Genomic DNA, 15,457 nt, shown 5'->3' on the forward strand with positions numbered 1-15,457 from the left:
ACCACCCCTCAACGAGGCGCTTCGCGCCACACTTGCCAATAGGAGGCTCCAGCCGTGTCAAAGCCGCCGTTCACGCACCTGCACGTCCACACCCAGTACTCGCTGCTGGACGGTGCCGCGCGGCTGAAGGACATGTTCAACGCCTGCAATGAGATGGGCATGACACACATCGCCATGTCCGACCACGGCAACCTCCACGGTGCGTATGACTTCTTCCACTCCGCGAAGAAGGCCGGGATCACCCCGATCATCGGCATCGAGGCATATGTCGCCCCCGAGTCGCGGCGCAACAAGCGCAAAATCCGGTGGGGCCAGCCGCACCAGAAGCGGGACGACATCTCCGGTTCGGGTGGTTACACCCACAAGACGATCTGGGCGGCGAACGGGACGGGCCTGCACAACCTCTTCCGGCTCTCCTCGGACGCCTACGCCGAGGGCTGGCTGCAGAAGTGGCCCCGGATGGACAAGGAGACCATCGCCCAGTGGTCCGAGGGGCTCATCGCCTCCACCGGCTGCCCCTCTGGCGAGCTGCAGACCCGGCTGCGCCTCGGCCAGTTCGACGAGGCCCTGAAGTCGGCCGCCGAGTACCAGGACATCTTCGGCAAGGACCGCTACTTCCTGGAGCTGATGGACCACGGCATCGAGATCGAGCGCCGGGTCCGCGACGGCCTGCTGGAGATCGGCAAGAAGCTCGGTATCCCGCCGCTGGTCACGAACGACTCGCACTACACCTACGCCCACGAGGCCGGCGCCCACGACGCCCTGCTGTGCATCCAGACCGGCAAGAACCTCTCCGACCCGGACCGCTTCAAGTTCGACGGCACCGGCTACTACCTGAAGTCCACGGACGAGATGTACGCCATCGACTCCTCGGACGCCTGGCAGGAGGGCTGCCGCAACACCCTTTTGGTGGCCGAGCAGATCGACACCACAGGCATGTTCGAGAAGCGCGACCTCATGCCCAAGTTCGACATCCCCGAGGGCTACACGGAGGTCACCTGGTTCAAGGAGGAGGTCCGCCGCGGCATGGAGCGCCGCTTCCCGGGCGGCGTTCCCGAGGACCGTCAGAAGCAGGCGGACTACGAGATGGACGTCATCATCTCGATGGGGTTCCCGGGCTACTTCCTCGTGGTCGCCGACTTCATCATGTGGGCCAAGAACAACGGCATCGCGGTGGGCCCCGGCCGAGGCTCCGCGGCAGGCTCGATCGTCGCCTACGCCATGGGCATCACCGACCTCGACCCGATTCCGCACGGTCTGATCTTCGAGCGGTTCCTCAACCCCGAGCGCATCTCGATGCCCGATGTCGACATCGACTTCGACGAGCGTCGGCGCGTCGAGGTGATCCGGTACGTGACGGAGAAGTACGGCGCCGACAAGGTCGCCATGATCGGCACGTACGGCACCATCAAGGCCAAGAACGCGATCAAGGACTCCGCACGCGTGCTGGGCTACCCGTACGCGATGGGCGACCGCATCACCAAGGCGATGCCGGCCGACGTCCTCGGCAAGGGCATCCCGCTGTCCGGCATCACCGACCCGAACCACCCGCGCTACTCGGAGGCCGGCGAGGTGCGCGGGATGTACGAGAACGAGCCGGACGTGAAGAAGGTCATCGACACCGCCAAGGGCGTCGAGGGCCTGGTGCGGCAGATGGGCGTGCACGCGGCCGGCGTGATCATGTCCAGCGAGACCATCACCGATCACGTGCCGGTCTGGGTCCGGCACACCGACGGTGTCACCATCACCCAGTGGGACTACCCGAGCTGTGAGTCGCTCGGCCTGCTGAAGATGGACTTCCTCGGCCTGCGCAACCTGACGATCATGGACGACGCCGTCAAGATGGTGAAGTCCAACAAGGGCGTCGACATCGACCTGCTGGGCCTCCCGCTGGACGACCCCACGACCTTCGAACTGCTCCAGCGCGGCGACACGCTCGGCGTCTTCCAGTTCGACGGCGGCCCCATGCGCTCGCTGCTGCGGCTGATGAAGCCGGACAACTTCGAGGACATCTCCGCCGTGTCGGCCCTGTACCGGCCGGGCCCGATGGGCATGAACTCCCACACCAACTACGCGCTGCGCAAGAACGGCCAGCAGGAGATCACACCGATCCACCCGGAGCTGGAGGCGCCGCTCAAGGAGGTCCTGGACGTCACCTACGGCCTGATCGTCTACCAGGAGCAGGTGCAGAAGGCCGCCCAGATCATCGCGGGCTACACGCTCGGCGAGGCCGACGTGCTGCGGCGTGTGATGGGCAAGAAGAAGCCCGAGGAACTGGCGAAGAACTTCACCATCTTCCAGTCCGGTGCCCGCAACAAGGGCTTCAGCGACGAGGCGATCCAGGCCCTGTGGGACGTGCTGGTCCCCTTCGCCGGCTACGCCTTCAACAAGGCTCACTCCGCGGCGTACGGACTGGTCTCGTACTGGACCGCCTACCTGAAGGCGAACCACCCCGCCGAGTACATGGCCGCCCTGCTGACCTCGGTCAAGGACGACAAGGACAAGTCGGCCGTCTACCTCAACGAGTGCCGCCGCATGGGCATCAAGGTGCTCCCGCCGAACGTCAACGAGTCCGAGCAGAACTTCGCCGCCCAGGGCGACGACGTGATCCTGTTCGGTCTCTCCGCCGTCCGCAACGTCGGCACCAACGTCGTCGAGTCGATCATCAAGTGCCGCAAGGCCAAGGGGAAGTACACGTCCTTCCCGGACTACCTCGACAAGGTCGAGGCGGTGGTCTGCAACAAGCGCACCACGGAATCGCTGATCAAGGCCGGCGCCTTCGACACCATGGGTCACACCCGCAAGGGCCTCACCGCGCAGTACGAGCCGATGATCGACAACGTGGTCGCGGTCAAGCGCAAGGAGGCCGAGGGCCAGTTCGACCTCTTCGGCGGCATGGGCGAGGAGCAGAGCAGCGAGCCCGGCTTCGGCCTGGACGTCACCTTCACCGACGAGGAGTGGGACAAGACGTATCTGCTCGCCCAGGAGCGGGAGATGCTCGGTCTGTACGTCTCCGACCATCCGCTCTTCGGCCTGGAGCACGTGCTCTCCGACAAGGCGGACGCGGGCATCAACCAGCTCACCGGCGGCGAGCACGCGGACGGCGCGGTGGTGACCATCGGCGGCATCATCTCGGGCCTGCAGCGCAAGATGACCAAGCAGGGCAACGCCTGGGCGATCGCCACCGTGGAGGACCTGGCCGGCTCCATCGAGTGCATGTTCTTCCCGGCGACCTACCAACTGGTGTCGACCCAACTCGTCGAGGACGCCGTGGTGTTCGTCAAGGGCCGCCTCGACAAGCGCGAGGACGTGCCGCGGCTGGTCGCGATGGAACTGATGGTCCCGGACCTGTCGGCTGCGGGTACCAATGCGCCCGTGGTGCTCACCATCCCGGCGGTGAAGGTCACCCCGCCGATGGTGAGCCGCCTCGGTGAGATCCTCAGCCAGCACAAGGGCGACAGCGAAGTGCGGATCAAGCTCCAGGGGCCGCGCAAGACGACCGTCCTGCGACTGGACCGGCACCGCGTGAAGCCGGACCCGGCGCTCTACGGCGATCTCAAGGTCCTGCTCGGCCCGTCCTGTCTGGCGGGCTGATCACCCGGAGCGACAACGCATGTGAGGGGCGCACCCGTTGCCGGGTGCGCCCCTGCGTGTGTGCCCGGGCTTCAGCAGACCCACCGGCGGAGGGTCCGAGGGGCATCACCCGGAAATCACATCACGCGCCCGATGCCGGGCCTCAGTTGTGACCGAAGCGCTTCTGCTGCTTACGGGCAACATCCGCGGGGCCGCCCTGGGTCTGCGGGATCGGGGACTGGTGGGTCTCCGCCGTGGACCTCTCCGCCTGCTCCTGCGTCTTCTCGGTCTGGGAGGAGCGGCTCTGCTGGGCAGCCTGCTTGCGGTTCTTGTTCTTGGCCATGGTGATGCCTCCTGTGGGGGATCTAGGGGCCAGGGCCGGGACCAGATTCACATAGGCTGACAACACTCGCATGTCGGACAATTACCGTGTGTGACAAGGGCTGTCGGGGAACTATGTCCGGATACGCCACGCCGAAGATCGAGTTCGGGCCGTTAACCTCGGTGCGGTCGGGCAGACTCGAATCAAGCCCGAGGCAAACCTCCCGGAAAGAGGGTGGATCGCGTGGACCGCTGCATCGTCCTGGTGGACGCCGGATATCTGCTCGGGGCCGCCGCCAGTCTGCTCGCCGGGGAGCCCTCCCGGTCGCGGATCGCCGTCGACCATGCCGCTCTCATCCAGGGACTGCGTGAGCGCGCCGAGTCCGATACGCAGCGGCCGCTGCTGCGCATCTACTGGTTCGACGGCGCCCCCGACCGCCTGCCGCAGCCGGAGCACCGCAGGCTGCGCGTGATGCCCCGGGTGACCGTGCGGCTGGGCGCGCTGACCCGCAGCGACGGGCGGTGGGCGCAGAAGGGCGTTGACGCCGCCATGCACGCCGAGCTGACCGAGTTGGCCCGCAACCGCGCCTGCTCGGACATCGTGCTCGTCACCGGGGACGGCGATCTGCTTCCGGGCATGATGGCCGCGAAGGAGCACGGGGTCGCCGTGCACCTGTGGGCCGTCCAGGCCGCGGACGGCGACTACAACCAGTCCGAGGACCTGGTCGCGGAGGCCGACGAGCGCAGGGTGCTCGACCGGGAGTGGATCACCAGGGCCGTACGCGCCAAGGAACTGGGCGGAGTGTGTGCGCCCCCGCCGGTGCCGCGGCCGGAGATCGCCGCGATCCTGTCGGCACCACTGCCCGAGTCCGCGCTCGCGGCCACCACGGAACGACCTGCCGAGGAGCCGGTGCACGCCTCGCCGGCCGCCGCGCAGAACGGCGGCCAGGAGCGGATGCCGACGGCCAAGGGCGTACCGACCCCGAAGGACCTGGCGGCCCTGCGGGCGCCCGGGACGCAGTCCGTGCCGCAGCCTGCCGGAGCGACGCTGCGATGGTCGTCCGACAAGGGGTGGGTGGACCGGCCCGCGACGGCGGAGTCACCCGAGGCGGCCTTCCTGCCGACGCTGGCACAGCTGACGACCGCCGAGCAGCGGTGGGCCGACCGGGAGGAGGACATCACCACGGTCGGCGGTGACCCGTACGAGGTGGGGCAGGTCTTCGCGCGGCGGTGGATCGGACGGCTCACCGATCCGTCGCATCTGCAGAAGCTGTCGGGCATGTATCCGCGGATTCCGCACCGCATCGACGGCGAACTGCTGCGGTACGCGGCCCGGTTCGGGCTGCTCGCGCACAAGGACGACCAGATCGACGAGCACGACCGGTACGCGATCCGGGCGGGATTCTGGCGCGAGATCGACCAGCTCACGGCATCGGAGCACGCCCCCGCAGGGGAGTAGTGGTCCGTGCGGGTGACCAGCCCCGGGAACCGTTCACCGTGCGGCACCCCGTACCCTCGTCCCTTGTGAATACGCGCGCCGCACCGACACATCCGCAAAGTCGCGAGGTCGTGTGCGCCGTGCGCGGAGTGACCAAGACCTATCCGGCGATACGGGGCCGACGCGGCGCGCCCGGGACGCCCGAGGTGCGCGCCACCGACGACCTGTGCCTGGACATCCGGCGCGGTGAGATCTTCGGGCTGCTCGGACCGAACGGCGCCGGCAAGTCCACCCTCGTACGGCAGCTGACCGGGCTGATGCGGCCCGATCGCGGCAGTGTCGAGATCCTCGGACACGACATCGTGCGCCACCCCGAACGGGCCGCGCGGATCCTTGCCTACCTCGGCCAGGAGTCCACCGCCCTCGACGAGCTGACCGTCTCGCTCGCGGCCGAGACCACCGGGCGGCTGCGCGGGCTCGATCTGCGGCAGGCGCGCTCGGAGAGGGACGCCGTGCTCGACGAGCTCGGGCTCACGCCGATCGCCTCTCGGCCGCTCAAGAAGCTCTCCGGCGGTCAGCGCAGGCTCGCCTGCTTCGCCGCCGCACTCGTGGGGGAGCGGCCACTGCTCGTACTCGACGAGCCGACCACCGGTATGGATCCGGTCGCCCGGCGGGCCGTCTGGGCCGCCGTGGACCGGCGGCGGGCCGAGCGCGGGACGACCGTCCTGCTGGTCACCCACAACGTCATCGAGGCGGAGACCGTCCTCGACCGGGTCGCCGTCCTCGACCAGGGGCGCGTCATCGCCTGCGACACCCCTGCGGGGCTCAAGGAGCAGGTCGCGGGCGAGGTGCGTGTCGAACTCGTGTGGCGCGACCGGGCGCCGCTGGAGGTGCCCGAGGTCGCGGCGCTGCGCACCCGGGCCGTCGAGTCCGGGCGTCGCTGGTCGCTGCGGATGGCCCCCGAGGAGGCGCGGGCGGCCGTCGCCACCGTGACCGGGGGCGCCGCCTTTGCCGCACTCGACGACTTCACACTGGCCACGCCGAGCCTGGAAGATGTCTATCTGGCACTCGGAGGCAGTGCCCAGGGGTTGGTGAAGGCATGAGCGCGCGGGTCGTCGTATCCGTAGGGAGCGGAAGGGGTGCCGCGTTCGTCGGGGACGGAGCGGCGGCAGGAGCGAAGAGGAGCAGCGCGACGTGAGTGCCGTACCCGCCGAGGTTCTGCCCGGCGCCGGGATGGCGGAGGGCGACACCCTGGGCGAGGCCGCCCTCGGGCCGCGAGCGCGACTGTGGCCGTCGCTGGCCGCCGTGTACCGGGCCCAGCTGTCCCGGGCGCGGGTCGCGCGGATCCCGCTGCTGTTCGTCGCGACCTTCCAGTCGGTCGGCATCATGATCATGATGCGCGGGGTCGTGGACGGCGGGGGCGACGCGCGGTCCGTGGTCGCCGGGTCCTCCGTGCTGGTGGTCGCGTACGTCGGGCTGAACCTGCTGGCGCAGTACTTCGGCCAGTTGCGCAGCAGCGGCGGGCTCGACCACTACGCCACGCTTCCGGCGCCGGCCGCCGCGGTGGTGCTGGGGGCGGCGGGGGCGTACGCGTCGTTCACGGTGCCCGGGACCGTGGTGACCGCCGTCTTCGGGTGTGTGCTGTTCGGGCTGCCGATGGCCCACCTGTGGGTGCTGGCAGTGGTGATCCCGCTCGCCGGGGCCGCGCTGTCCGGGCTCGGGGCTGCCCTCGGACTGCTCGCTCCGCGGCCTGAACTGGCCACGTTGCTCGGGCAGTTGGGCATGTCGGCGGCACTGCTGCTGGGGGTCCTGCCGGCCCACCGGATGCCGGAGACCGTGCAACTCGTACGGGATCTGCTGCCGTCCACCTACGGTGTCGAGGCGTTCGCCAGGACCTTCGGCGAGCACCCGGACTGGGTGTCCGTCCTCGGCGACCTCGCCGTGTGCGGCGCCGTCGGGGTGGCCTCGCTGGCGATGGCGACCTGGGCGTACCGCAGGGCAGCCGTCCGGTGACGCAACTGACAGATACGCCTGGCAGGATGTGAAGGTGACCGCTCCGTTGACTCCGCCACCGCCGCCGCATGAACAGCGCCCGGACTCCTCGCCGAACGCGTGGCAGGCGGCGTCCGCCCCCGGGATGACGGGGCCCGCTCCGCACGGCGCCACGTCCCTGTACGGGCATGACGGGCCCGGGATGAGGACCGAGGTACGGGAGGCGGCCGTCATCACGGTGGGCGTCGCCCTCGCCGGGGTGCTGCTCGGGGTGCTGTGGGCGTGGCTGGCGCCGCGGGTGCCGCTGGTGGGGGATCTGGTCGGCAAGAACTGGGTGGTCTACCTGAAGGACACCGAGGGGGAGCAGGCCATCGCGGTGGACGGTACGTTCACGCTGCTCGCGCTCGGCTTCGGACTGGTCAGCGCACTGGTCGTCTTCCTGGTGCGCAAGCGAGGCGGGGTGCCGCTGGTGGTGGCGCTCGTCGTGGGCGGACTTCTCGGCTCGCTGCTCGCATGGCGGGTGGGAGTCTGGCTGGGGCCCACACAGGACGTGATCGCGCATGCGAAGGCCGTGGGCAAGGGGGTGACGTTCTCCGCGCCGCTGAAACTGGGGGCGAAGGGGGCGTTGCTCGCATGGCCGGTGGCCGCGCTGGTGGTCCACCTCGGGCTGACGGGGCTGTTCGGTCCGCGGGATCCGGATCCGTATGCGACGCCGTACGAGTCGGCTGCGCCGCCGTCGGCATAAGGGCCCTCCTGGAGCGCCGGAGCAGCCGAGGGGCTGTCCGGCGCCGGGGTGAGGGGCGTGCGTGGTCACGCCGGGCGGTGGCCGTGATTCGCGTGGCCCTTCTTCATGCGCCATTTGCGCTTACGTGTCCTCTTCGACATATATCCCTACTAGCCGAGGACAGGCCGTTCGTCGAGTCGTCAGGCCCGGCCGATCCGGGCCAGGGCCGCCTGCGTGAGGTTCGCCAGGTCCGCGGGGGACACTTCCACCTCAAGGCCCCGGCGGCCCGCCGAGACGCAGATCGTGGCGTGCGACGACGCCGACTCGTCCAGGACCGTGCGCAGCCTCTTGCGCTGGCCCAGGGGGGAGATGCCGCCGCGCACGTACCCCGTCGTGCGTTCGGCGAGCGCCGGGTCCGCCATTGCCGCCTTCTTGCCGCCCACGGCCGCCGCCAGCGCCTTCAGGTCCAGTGAGCCCGCCACCGGGACCACCCCGACCACCAGCGCGCCGTCCACGTCCGCCACCAGTGTCTTGAAGACCCGGTCGGGGGACACTCCCATCGCCTCGGCCGCCTCGTCGCCGTAGGAGGGGTGCGAGGGGTCGTGGTCGTAGGAGTGGACCGTGAACTCCACCCCGGCGGCCGTCAGCGCCACCGTCGCCGGCGTTCCACCTGCCCCTTTTTCCTGCTGTTTCTTCGACTTCTTGGCCATGGGCCTGCATCCTCCCAGACGGCCGCGTCGGCCCCTGTCTCAGTTGAGGCTGGTCGGAACCCGCGTCAGGTCCGACGCCGGCAACGACGGCAGACTGCGGATGATCGCCGTCTCCGCCCGCAGCATTTTCAGCTCGTCACGGAGGCGGGAGGAGGTGTCCGGCGCCTGGAGCAGCCGCTGCTTCGTCGGCGTGTCCAGCATCACCGCGGCTGCCACCAAGTACGACACCACCGCCGGTTCGTCCGGCAGTTCCACGCCGGCCGACAGGGACCTCTCCCGCGCGCCCGCCAGCCGCTTCTGGTACTGGCGGAAAGCCCGCAGCACCCCCTCGGCCAGCGCGCCCGCCTCGTCGCCCTGCTCCTCCGGCAGCTCCTCCACCTCGGCGGTCAGATACGCGCCCGACGCGTCCACCGACAGCAGTCGGATCCGCGTCGTGCCCGTCGCCAGCACCTCGAACGTGCCATCGGTGCGCTCCCGGATCGTCGCCGCGTCCGCGACGCAGCCCACCGAGTGGAACGCCTTGGCCGGGTCGGGGCCGAAGCCCGCTGCGGGCCCGCGGACGGGCAGGGCCGTCGGGTCCGGCATGCCGGGCGCGCTCGGCGCGACCTCGTGGCCGTCGCGGATGGCCACGACGGCGAAGCGGCGCGGTTCGTCCTCGGGGGTCTTCAGCAGGTCGCGCATCAGGGCGCGATAGCGCTCCTCGAAGACGTTCAGCGGGAGAACGAGCCCCGGGAACAGTACCGAGTTCAGCGGGAAGAGCGGGAGCCGGACGGTGGTCACGACCCGAAAGCCTAATGGTCCCGGGCGGGCGTGTGTCCGGTGCGCTCACTCCGTGGGAAGAGAGGTGCCCGGCAGGGTGCCTGCGCCCCGCGCTGCTCAGCCGCGCCGCAGCAGCCGTGTCGCCCCCGCCGCGACCGTGGTCGCCAGGATCCAGCCGAGCAGGATCACCGCCGTCGACGCCCACTGCCAGCCCCCGCTCAGTTGCCACCGGCCTGCCTGGCCGAGGTCGATGACCGGCAGTAGCAGGTCCAGGGCGAGGAGGGAGGGGTTCCATGCCGGATGCCCGTCCTTGCTGACCGGCGGATGGCTCGCGTGCGAGAACGCGAGCGACGCCGCCGCCCACAGCACCGCCATCCACACCGCCGCGCGGCCGGGCCGGTAGCCGTAGGCGACGGTCCAGTCCTGCGCGTACCCCCACAGCTTGGCCGCGAGCGGGAGCGTCTCGCGGCGCCGGCGCTGCTTGGCGAGCAGCACCTCGCGTGCGTCCTCGTCCTCCCCGGAGTTGCGCAGCACGGTCGCGAGCCGCTCGTACGGCTCCGGGTTGTACTCGGCGGTCGCCGCCGCCACCCACTCCAGGCGCCGCACGAGCGGGAAGGCGTCCTGCGGGACGAGGTTCTCGTAGACGAAGCCGCCCATGTGCAGATCGCCCAGGCCCGGCCAGCTCGTCCAGCGGTCGACCAGGTTCACCGTCCGCGCGCCCGACATGATCACCTTGCCGCGCTCGGGCCGGTCGCCCAGGAAGCGCAGCTCGGGTGTCTGGACCCGGCGCAGCGACAGCTCCTGGTCATCGTCGAGCACGAACCGGGCCCGGTCCAGGTCGACGGCGTCCCCGAACCGCCCGTCGTCCAGCCGGATCCCGCCCCGGCATTCGAACCGCTGCACCCGGGTCCCGCGCGCGGGCGTGGTACCGCTGGTCAACAGCGGGTTACCGACGGCCGCCGGGGTCAGGTACAGCGTCCGCTCGACGGTCAGTCGAGGGGCGTTCAGCGCCAGCCGGGTGTACGGGTTGGCCAGCCGGGCGCCGCGCAGACTCAGCGACACACCGACCTTGGCGCTGCGCAGGCTCAGCTCGCCGTGCGACTCCAGCATCTCGGCCTGCAGGTCCTGCCCGACCGTCATCCCGTCCGCGGTGATCGAACGCCCGCGCCGGTCGCGGTGGACGACCGCCTGATTGAGCAGGAGATCGGTGCCTATGTGCGCGTCGGTGAGCCGTATGCCGTTGTGGAACCGGCAGCGCGGCAGATGCAGATCGCCCACCGTGCGCACCCGCGCCGCCTCCAGCCGCGGCACCGAGCAGTTCACCAGCCGCAGGGTCGTGAAGTGGGCCTCCGGCAGCAGGACCTCCTTCTCGATCCGGCAGCCCTTCAGCTCCACGTACGGCACGACCGTGCCGCCCGCGAGATCCAGCGTGTCCGTGATCTGCACGCCGGTCAGCTCCAGAGACGGGACCCGCCCCGGCAGCGCGGGCGGCCCGTCGAGGAGCAGCCATGCCACGATCCACGCCCGCACGGTGCGCTCGGGCCCCCAGGGGTGGCCACCGTGGGGATCGTCCACGCTCACGTCCCCGCCGCGCAGGTCGTACACGCTGCCGTTGCGGAAGGCCTGCCACATCCCGGCCTCGGCGGTGGTCAGGTCGTCCGGCAGGCCCCCGGCGCTGAGGCCGGCACCCTCGGTCACGGCTGTTCCTTCCCTCTCGGCTGCTCGTGGGTTGTGTACGACCGTTCATGCCCGCTGTGCGACGGGCCGAACGCGCTGGGTGAAGGGGATCTTCCGGGTGTCGTGCCGGCCATCGGGATCCGGCCACGCCCCGTCCTGCACACCACGGGGACCAGCCGTATGCGCGGGGCGGGCTGCGACACGCGCGGCCCGCCCCGGGCCCGCCCCTGCGCCCGGGGTGCCGAGCGTTGCCGCGTCGGTGGCGGTGTGCGGCCCGTGTCCTGGCGGTCGCCGCGCGAAGTACCCCGGTCACGGAAGCCGCCCACCCGTCCACGCCGCGTTTCAGCCAGTGATACGGCCCTCCGGCCCGTCGTCGCCGTCTGAGAGAATTGGGCCTGTGATCTCCCGAATCGATCTGCGCGGCGACGCCCTCCCCGAGGGCCCCGCCCTGCGCGACCTGCTGCCCCGAGCCGACTTCGACGTTCAGGCCGCCCTGGAGAAGGTGCGTCCGATCTGCGAAGCCGTGCATCATCGGGGCGACGCGGCGCTGATCGACTTCGCGGAGAAGTTCGACGGAGTCCGGCTCGCATCCGTACGGGTCCCGGCGGAGGCGCTCGGCAAGGCGCTCGAGGAGCTGGACCCGGCCGTGCGCGCGGCCCTGGAGGAGTCCATCCGCCGCGCCCGTCTCGTCCACCGCGAGCAGCGCCGCACCGCGCACACCACCCAGGTCGTGCCCGGCGGCTCGGTCACCGAGAAGTGGGTGCCGGTCGAGCGCGTCGGGCTGTACGCGCCCGGCGGCCGGTCCGTCTACCCGTCCTCCGTGATCATGAATGTCGTGCCCGCGCAGGAGGCCGGCGTCGAGTCGATCGCGCTCGCCTCCCCGGCCCAGGCCCCCGCTTTTGAAAACGACCCAGCCGGTGGCCTGCCGCACCCGACGATCCTCGCCGCCTGCGCCCTGCTCGGCGTCGACGAGGTGTACGCGGCCGGCGGCGCGACCGCGGTCGCGATGTTCGCGTACGGCACCGAGTCCTGCCCGCCCGCCAACATGGTCACCGGCCCCGGCAACATCTGGGTCGCCGCCGCCAAGCGCTACTTCACCGGCAGGATCGGCATCGACACCGAGGCCGGCCCCACCGAGATCGCGATCCTCGCGGACGCGACCGCCGACCCGGCGCACGTGGCATCGGACCTGATCAGTCAGGCCGAGCACGACCCGCTGGCGGCCGCCGTCCTGGTCACCGACTCGACCGAGCTGGCCGACGCGGTGGAGAAGGAGCTTCAGCCGCAGGTCGAGGCCACCAAGCACGTCGAGGACCGGATCCGCCCCGCCCTCGCGGGCAAGCAGTCCGCGATCGTGCTGGTCGACGGCGTCGACGAGGGCCTCAGGGTGGTCGACGCGTACGGTGCCGAGCACCTGGAGATCCAGACGGCCGACGCCGCCGCGGTGGCCGACCGGGTACGGAACGCGGGCGCGATCTTCGTCGGCCCCTGGGCGCCGGTCTCGCTGGGCGACTACGCGGCCGGTTCCAACCATGTGCTGCCGACCGGCGGCTGCGCCTGCCACTCCTCGGGTCTGTCCGTCCAGTCCTTCCTGCGCGGCATCCACATCGTCGACTACACGAAGGACGCGCTGGCCGACGTCGCTCATCACGTGGTGACGCTGGCGGAGGCGGAGGACCTGCCGGCGCACGGCGCGGCGATCAAGGCAAGGTTCGGTTGGAAGGTGCCTGAGAGCAAGTGAGCATCGGAATCGACGATCTTCCCGTACGGGACGAGCTGCGCGGCAAGTCCCCCTACGGCGCCCCTCAACTGGACGTTCCCGTACGGCTGAACACCAACGAGAACCCGTACCCGCTGCCCGAACCGCTGGTCGAACGGATCGCCGAGCGTGTGCGCGAGGCAGCCCGCGACCTGAACCGCTACCCGGACCGGGACGCGGTCGAGCTGCGCACCAAGCTCGCCGAGTATCTGACGAAGACCGGCAAGCACCGGGTCGGCGCCGAGAACGTCTGGGCGGCCAACGGCTCCAACGAGGTCATCCAGCAGCTGCTGCAGACCTTCGGCGGGCCGGGCCGCAGCGCGATCGGCTTCGAGCCGTCGTACTCGATGCACGCGCTCATCGCGCGCGGCACGGGCACGGGCTGGATCGCCGGTCCGCGGGGCGAGGACTTCACGATCGACCTGGCCGCCGCCGAACAGGCGATCGCCGAGCAGCGGCCGGACGTCGTCTTCGTCACGACCCCCAACAACCCCACGGGGAACGCGGTTCCCGCGCAGACGGTCCTCGCCCTGTACGAGGCCGCGCAGACGGCCAAGCCGTCCATGGTCATCGTGGACGAGGCGTACGTCGAGTTCAGCCACGGCGACTCGCTGCTGCCCCTCATCGAAGGTCGGCCGAATCTCGTCGTCTCACGGACCATGTCCAAGGCGTTCGGAGCTGCCGGTCTGCGCCTCGGCTACCTCGCCGCGCACCCCGCGGTCGTGGACGCCGTCCAGCTCGTCCGGCTGCCGTACCACCTGTCGGCGATCACGCAGGCGACCGCCCTGGCCGCGCTGGAGCACACCGATACGCTGCTGAAGTACGTCGAGCAGCTGAAGTGCGAGCGGGACCGGCTGGTCACCGAACTGCGGGCGATCGGCTACGAGGTCACCGAGTCCGACGCGAACTTCGTCCAGTTCGGGCGCTTCGCCGACGCCCAGGAGGCCTGGCGGAAGATCCTCGACCGGGGCGTCCTGGTCCGGGACAACGGGGTACCGGGCTGGTTGCGTGTGTCCGCCGGAACGCCGGAGGAGAACGACGCGTTCCTCGACGCGGTACGTGAGTTGAAGAAGGAGCAGAGCACATGACTCGCGAGGGTCGCATCGGAAGAGTCGAGCGGACGACCAAGGAGACGTCGGTCGTCGTGGAGATCGACCTCGACGGCACCGGCAGGACCGACATCTCCACGGGCGTCGGCTTCTACGACCACATGCTCGACCAGCTCGGCCGCCACGGTCTGTTCGACCTGACCGTGAAGACCGACGGCGATCTGCACATCGACTCGCACCACACCATCGAGGACACCGCCCTCGCGCTGGGCGCCGCCTTCAAACAGGCACTCGGCGACAAGACCGGGATCTACCGCTTCGGCAACTGCACGGTCCCGCTCGACGAGTCCCTCGCCCAGGTCACCGTCGACCTGTCCGGCCGGCCCTACCTCGTGCACACCGAGCCCGAGAACATGGCGCCGATGATCGGCGCGTACGACACCACGATGACCCGGCACATCCTGGAGTCCTTCGTCGCCCAGGCCCAGATCGCGCTGCACGTGCACGTACCGTACGGACGCAACGCGCACCACATCGTGGAGTGCCAGTTCAAGGCGCTCGCGCGGGCCCTGCGCTACGCGAGCGAGCGCGACCCCCGCGCCGCCGGCATTCTCCCGTCCACGAAGGGTGCGCTGTAAAGCCATGAACGGAACCTCGACCCTGCTGATCGTCGTCGGCCTCTTCCTCGGCGGCGGCGTCATCTCCTTCGTCAAGCAGAAGATGCCCAAGAACCTCATCGTGCTGCTGTCGATAGGCGCGGCGATGTGTCTCGTCTCGGGCGTCCTGCGGCTGGAGGTGTGGAATTGAGCATCCCGGTCAAAAAGCGGCAGGTCGTGGTCTTCGACTACGGCTTCGGTAACGTCCGCTCCGCCGAGCGCGCCCTCGCCCGCGCGGGAGCCGACGTCGAGATCACCCGCGACTACGGCCGGGCCATGAACGCCGACGGCCTGCTGGTGCCGGGCGTCGGCGCCTTCGCCGCCTGCATGCAGGGCCTGAAGCAGGCGCGCGGCGACTGGATCATCGAGCGCCGCCTGGCGGGCGGGCGCCCGGTGATGGGCATCTGCGTCGGCATGCAGATCCTGTTCGCCCGCGGTATCGAGCACGGCGTGGAGAGCGAGGGCCTCGACGAGTGGCCCGGCACGGTCGAGCCGCTTCAGGCCGAGATCGTGCCCCACATGGGCTGGAACACTGTCGATGCACCGACGGGCTCCGAGCTGTTCGCCGGTCTGGACGCGGACGCGCGCTTCTACTTCGTGCACTCCTACGCCGTCCACGACTGGCAGCTGGAGACGCACAGCCCCCTGCTGCAGGCCCCCAAGGTGACCTGGTCGACGCACGGCAAGCCCTTCGTGGCGGCCGTGGAGAACGGCGCCCTGTGGGCCACGCAGTTCCACCCCGAGAAGTCCGGCGACGCCGGAGCGCAGCTCCTCACCAACTGGATCGGAACCCTGTAGA

The 15,457-nt window shown here is 70.2% G+C and carries 15 protein-coding genes; 10 read left to right on the forward strand and 5 right to left on the reverse strand.

Annotation, left to right across the window (positions count from 1 at the left end):
* Positions 1-54 precede the first annotated feature (54 nt).
* Complete coding sequence (gene dnaE, locus BIV24_RS20410; RefSeq protein ID WP_071367816.1) at positions 55-3,594, forward strand: DNA polymerase III subunit alpha; 3,540 nt, start codon at positions 55-57, stop codon at positions 3,592-3,594.
* A 142-nt stretch (positions 3,595-3,736) separates the two neighbouring features.
* On the opposite strand, the gene BIV24_RS20415 is transcribed toward dnaE, so the two are convergent.
* A complete protein-coding gene (locus BIV24_RS20415) occupies positions 3,737-3,916 on the reverse strand; it encodes a hypothetical protein (RefSeq protein WP_071367817.1) in 180 nt (59 codons plus the stop codon).
* Between the two features lie 222 nt (positions 3,917-4,138).
* Here BIV24_RS20415 and BIV24_RS20420 point away from each other — a divergent pair, with 222 nt between their 5' ends.
* The 4 genes from BIV24_RS20420 (at position 4,139) to BIV24_RS20435 (ending at position 8,069) form a co-directional block, all read left to right on the forward strand.
* Entirely contained in the window at positions 4,139-5,353 is a 1,215-nt protein-coding gene (locus BIV24_RS20420; RefSeq protein WP_071367818.1) for an NYN domain-containing protein, read from the forward strand.
* Between the two features lie 110 nt (positions 5,354-5,463).
* Positions 5,464-6,435, forward strand: a complete 972-nt coding sequence (locus BIV24_RS20425; RefSeq protein ID WP_071367819.1) for an ABC transporter ATP-binding protein — start codon at positions 5,464-5,466, stop codon at positions 6,433-6,435.
* Between the two features lie 91 nt (positions 6,436-6,526).
* The gene (locus tag BIV24_RS20430) at positions 6,527-7,345 is read left to right on the forward strand and encodes an ABC transporter permease (protein ID WP_071367820.1); all 819 of its coding nucleotides are present in this window, start codon (positions 6,527-6,529) and stop codon (positions 7,343-7,345) included.
* A 34-nt stretch (positions 7,346-7,379) separates the two neighbouring features.
* Positions 7,380-8,069, forward strand: coding sequence for a DUF2567 domain-containing protein (locus BIV24_RS20435; protein ID WP_079168417.1), 690 nt, complete (start codon positions 7,380-7,382; stop codon positions 8,067-8,069).
* A 65-nt stretch (positions 8,070-8,134) separates the two neighbouring features.
* On the opposite strand, the gene BIV24_RS36670 is transcribed toward BIV24_RS20435, so the two are convergent.
* The 4 genes from BIV24_RS36670 to BIV24_RS20450 form a co-directional block, all read right to left on the reverse strand.
* Positions 8,135-8,209 (reverse strand): hypothetical protein, encoded by a 75-nt coding sequence (locus tag BIV24_RS36670; RefSeq protein ID WP_465269763.1) that lies wholly within the window; start codon positions 8,207-8,209, stop codon positions 8,135-8,137.
* A 39-nt stretch (positions 8,210-8,248) separates the two neighbouring features.
* Entirely contained in the window at positions 8,249-8,758 is a 510-nt protein-coding gene (gene ybaK / locus BIV24_RS20440) for a Cys-tRNA(Pro) deacylase (RefSeq protein WP_071367822.1), read from the reverse strand.
* 39 nt (positions 8,759-8,797) lie between these two features.
* Complete coding sequence (locus BIV24_RS20445) at positions 8,798-9,538, reverse strand: LON peptidase substrate-binding domain-containing protein (protein ID WP_071367823.1); 741 nt, start codon at positions 9,536-9,538, stop codon at positions 8,798-8,800.
* Between the two features lie 96 nt (positions 9,539-9,634).
* On the reverse strand, positions 9,635-11,215 hold the full coding sequence (locus BIV24_RS20450; protein WP_071367824.1) for an oxidoreductase: 1,581 nt from the start codon (positions 11,213-11,215) through the stop codon (positions 9,635-9,637).
* Positions 11,216-11,591: 376 nt separating this feature from the next.
* Here BIV24_RS20450 and hisD point away from each other — a divergent pair, with 376 nt between their 5' ends.
* From hisD to hisH, 5 genes are read left to right on the forward strand one after another with little or no spacing between them, the layout of a single operon-like run.
* Entirely contained in the window at positions 11,592-12,935 is a 1,344-nt protein-coding gene (gene hisD / locus BIV24_RS20455) for a histidinol dehydrogenase (RefSeq protein ID WP_071367825.1), read from the forward strand.
* Positions 12,932-14,041: a histidinol-phosphate transaminase gene (locus tag BIV24_RS20460; protein WP_071367826.1), complete on the forward strand. Its 1,110-nt coding sequence runs from the start codon at positions 12,932-12,934 to the stop codon at positions 14,039-14,041. The genes hisD and BIV24_RS20460 overlap by 4 nt, the downstream gene beginning before the upstream one ends.
* A complete protein-coding gene (gene hisB, locus BIV24_RS20465) occupies positions 14,038-14,640 on the forward strand; it encodes an imidazoleglycerol-phosphate dehydratase HisB (protein ID WP_071367827.1) in 603 nt (200 codons plus the stop codon). The genes BIV24_RS20460 and hisB overlap by 4 nt, the downstream gene beginning before the upstream one ends.
* A gap of 4 nt (positions 14,641-14,644) precedes the next feature.
* Complete coding sequence (locus tag BIV24_RS34495; RefSeq protein WP_177198771.1) at positions 14,645-14,809, forward strand: hypothetical protein; 165 nt, start codon at positions 14,645-14,647, stop codon at positions 14,807-14,809.
* Positions 14,800-15,456 carry an imidazole glycerol phosphate synthase subunit HisH gene (gene hisH / locus BIV24_RS20470; protein ID WP_071367828.1) on the forward strand — a complete coding sequence of 219 codons (657 nt, stop codon included), beginning with the start codon at positions 14,800-14,802 and terminating at the stop codon, positions 15,454-15,456. The genes BIV24_RS34495 and hisH overlap by 10 nt, the downstream gene beginning before the upstream one ends.
* The last annotated feature ends 1 nt before the right edge of the window (position 15,457 follow it).

Origin of the sequence: Streptomyces colonosanans (assembly GCF_001866645.1) — a bacterium.
Classification (GTDB): Bacteria; Actinomycetota; Actinomycetes; order Streptomycetales; family Streptomycetaceae; genus Streptomyces; species Streptomyces colonosanans.

Coding starts and splice junctions, on each gene's coding strand:
- BIV24_RS20415 (WP_071367817.1), bottom strand. CDS start 3,916: ATGGCCAAGAACAAGAACCGCAAGCAGGCTGCCCAGCAGAGCCGCTCC.
- ybaK (WP_071367822.1), bottom strand. CDS start 8,758: ATGGCCAAGAAGTCGAAGAAACAGCAGGAAAAAGGGGCAGGTGGAACG.
- hisB (WP_071367827.1), top strand. CDS start 14,038: ATGACTCGCGAGGGTCGCATCGGAAGAGTCGAGCGGACGACCAAGGAG.
- BIV24_RS34495 (WP_177198771.1), top strand. CDS start 14,645: ATGAACGGAACCTCGACCCTGCTGATCGTCGTCGGCCTCTTCCTCGGC.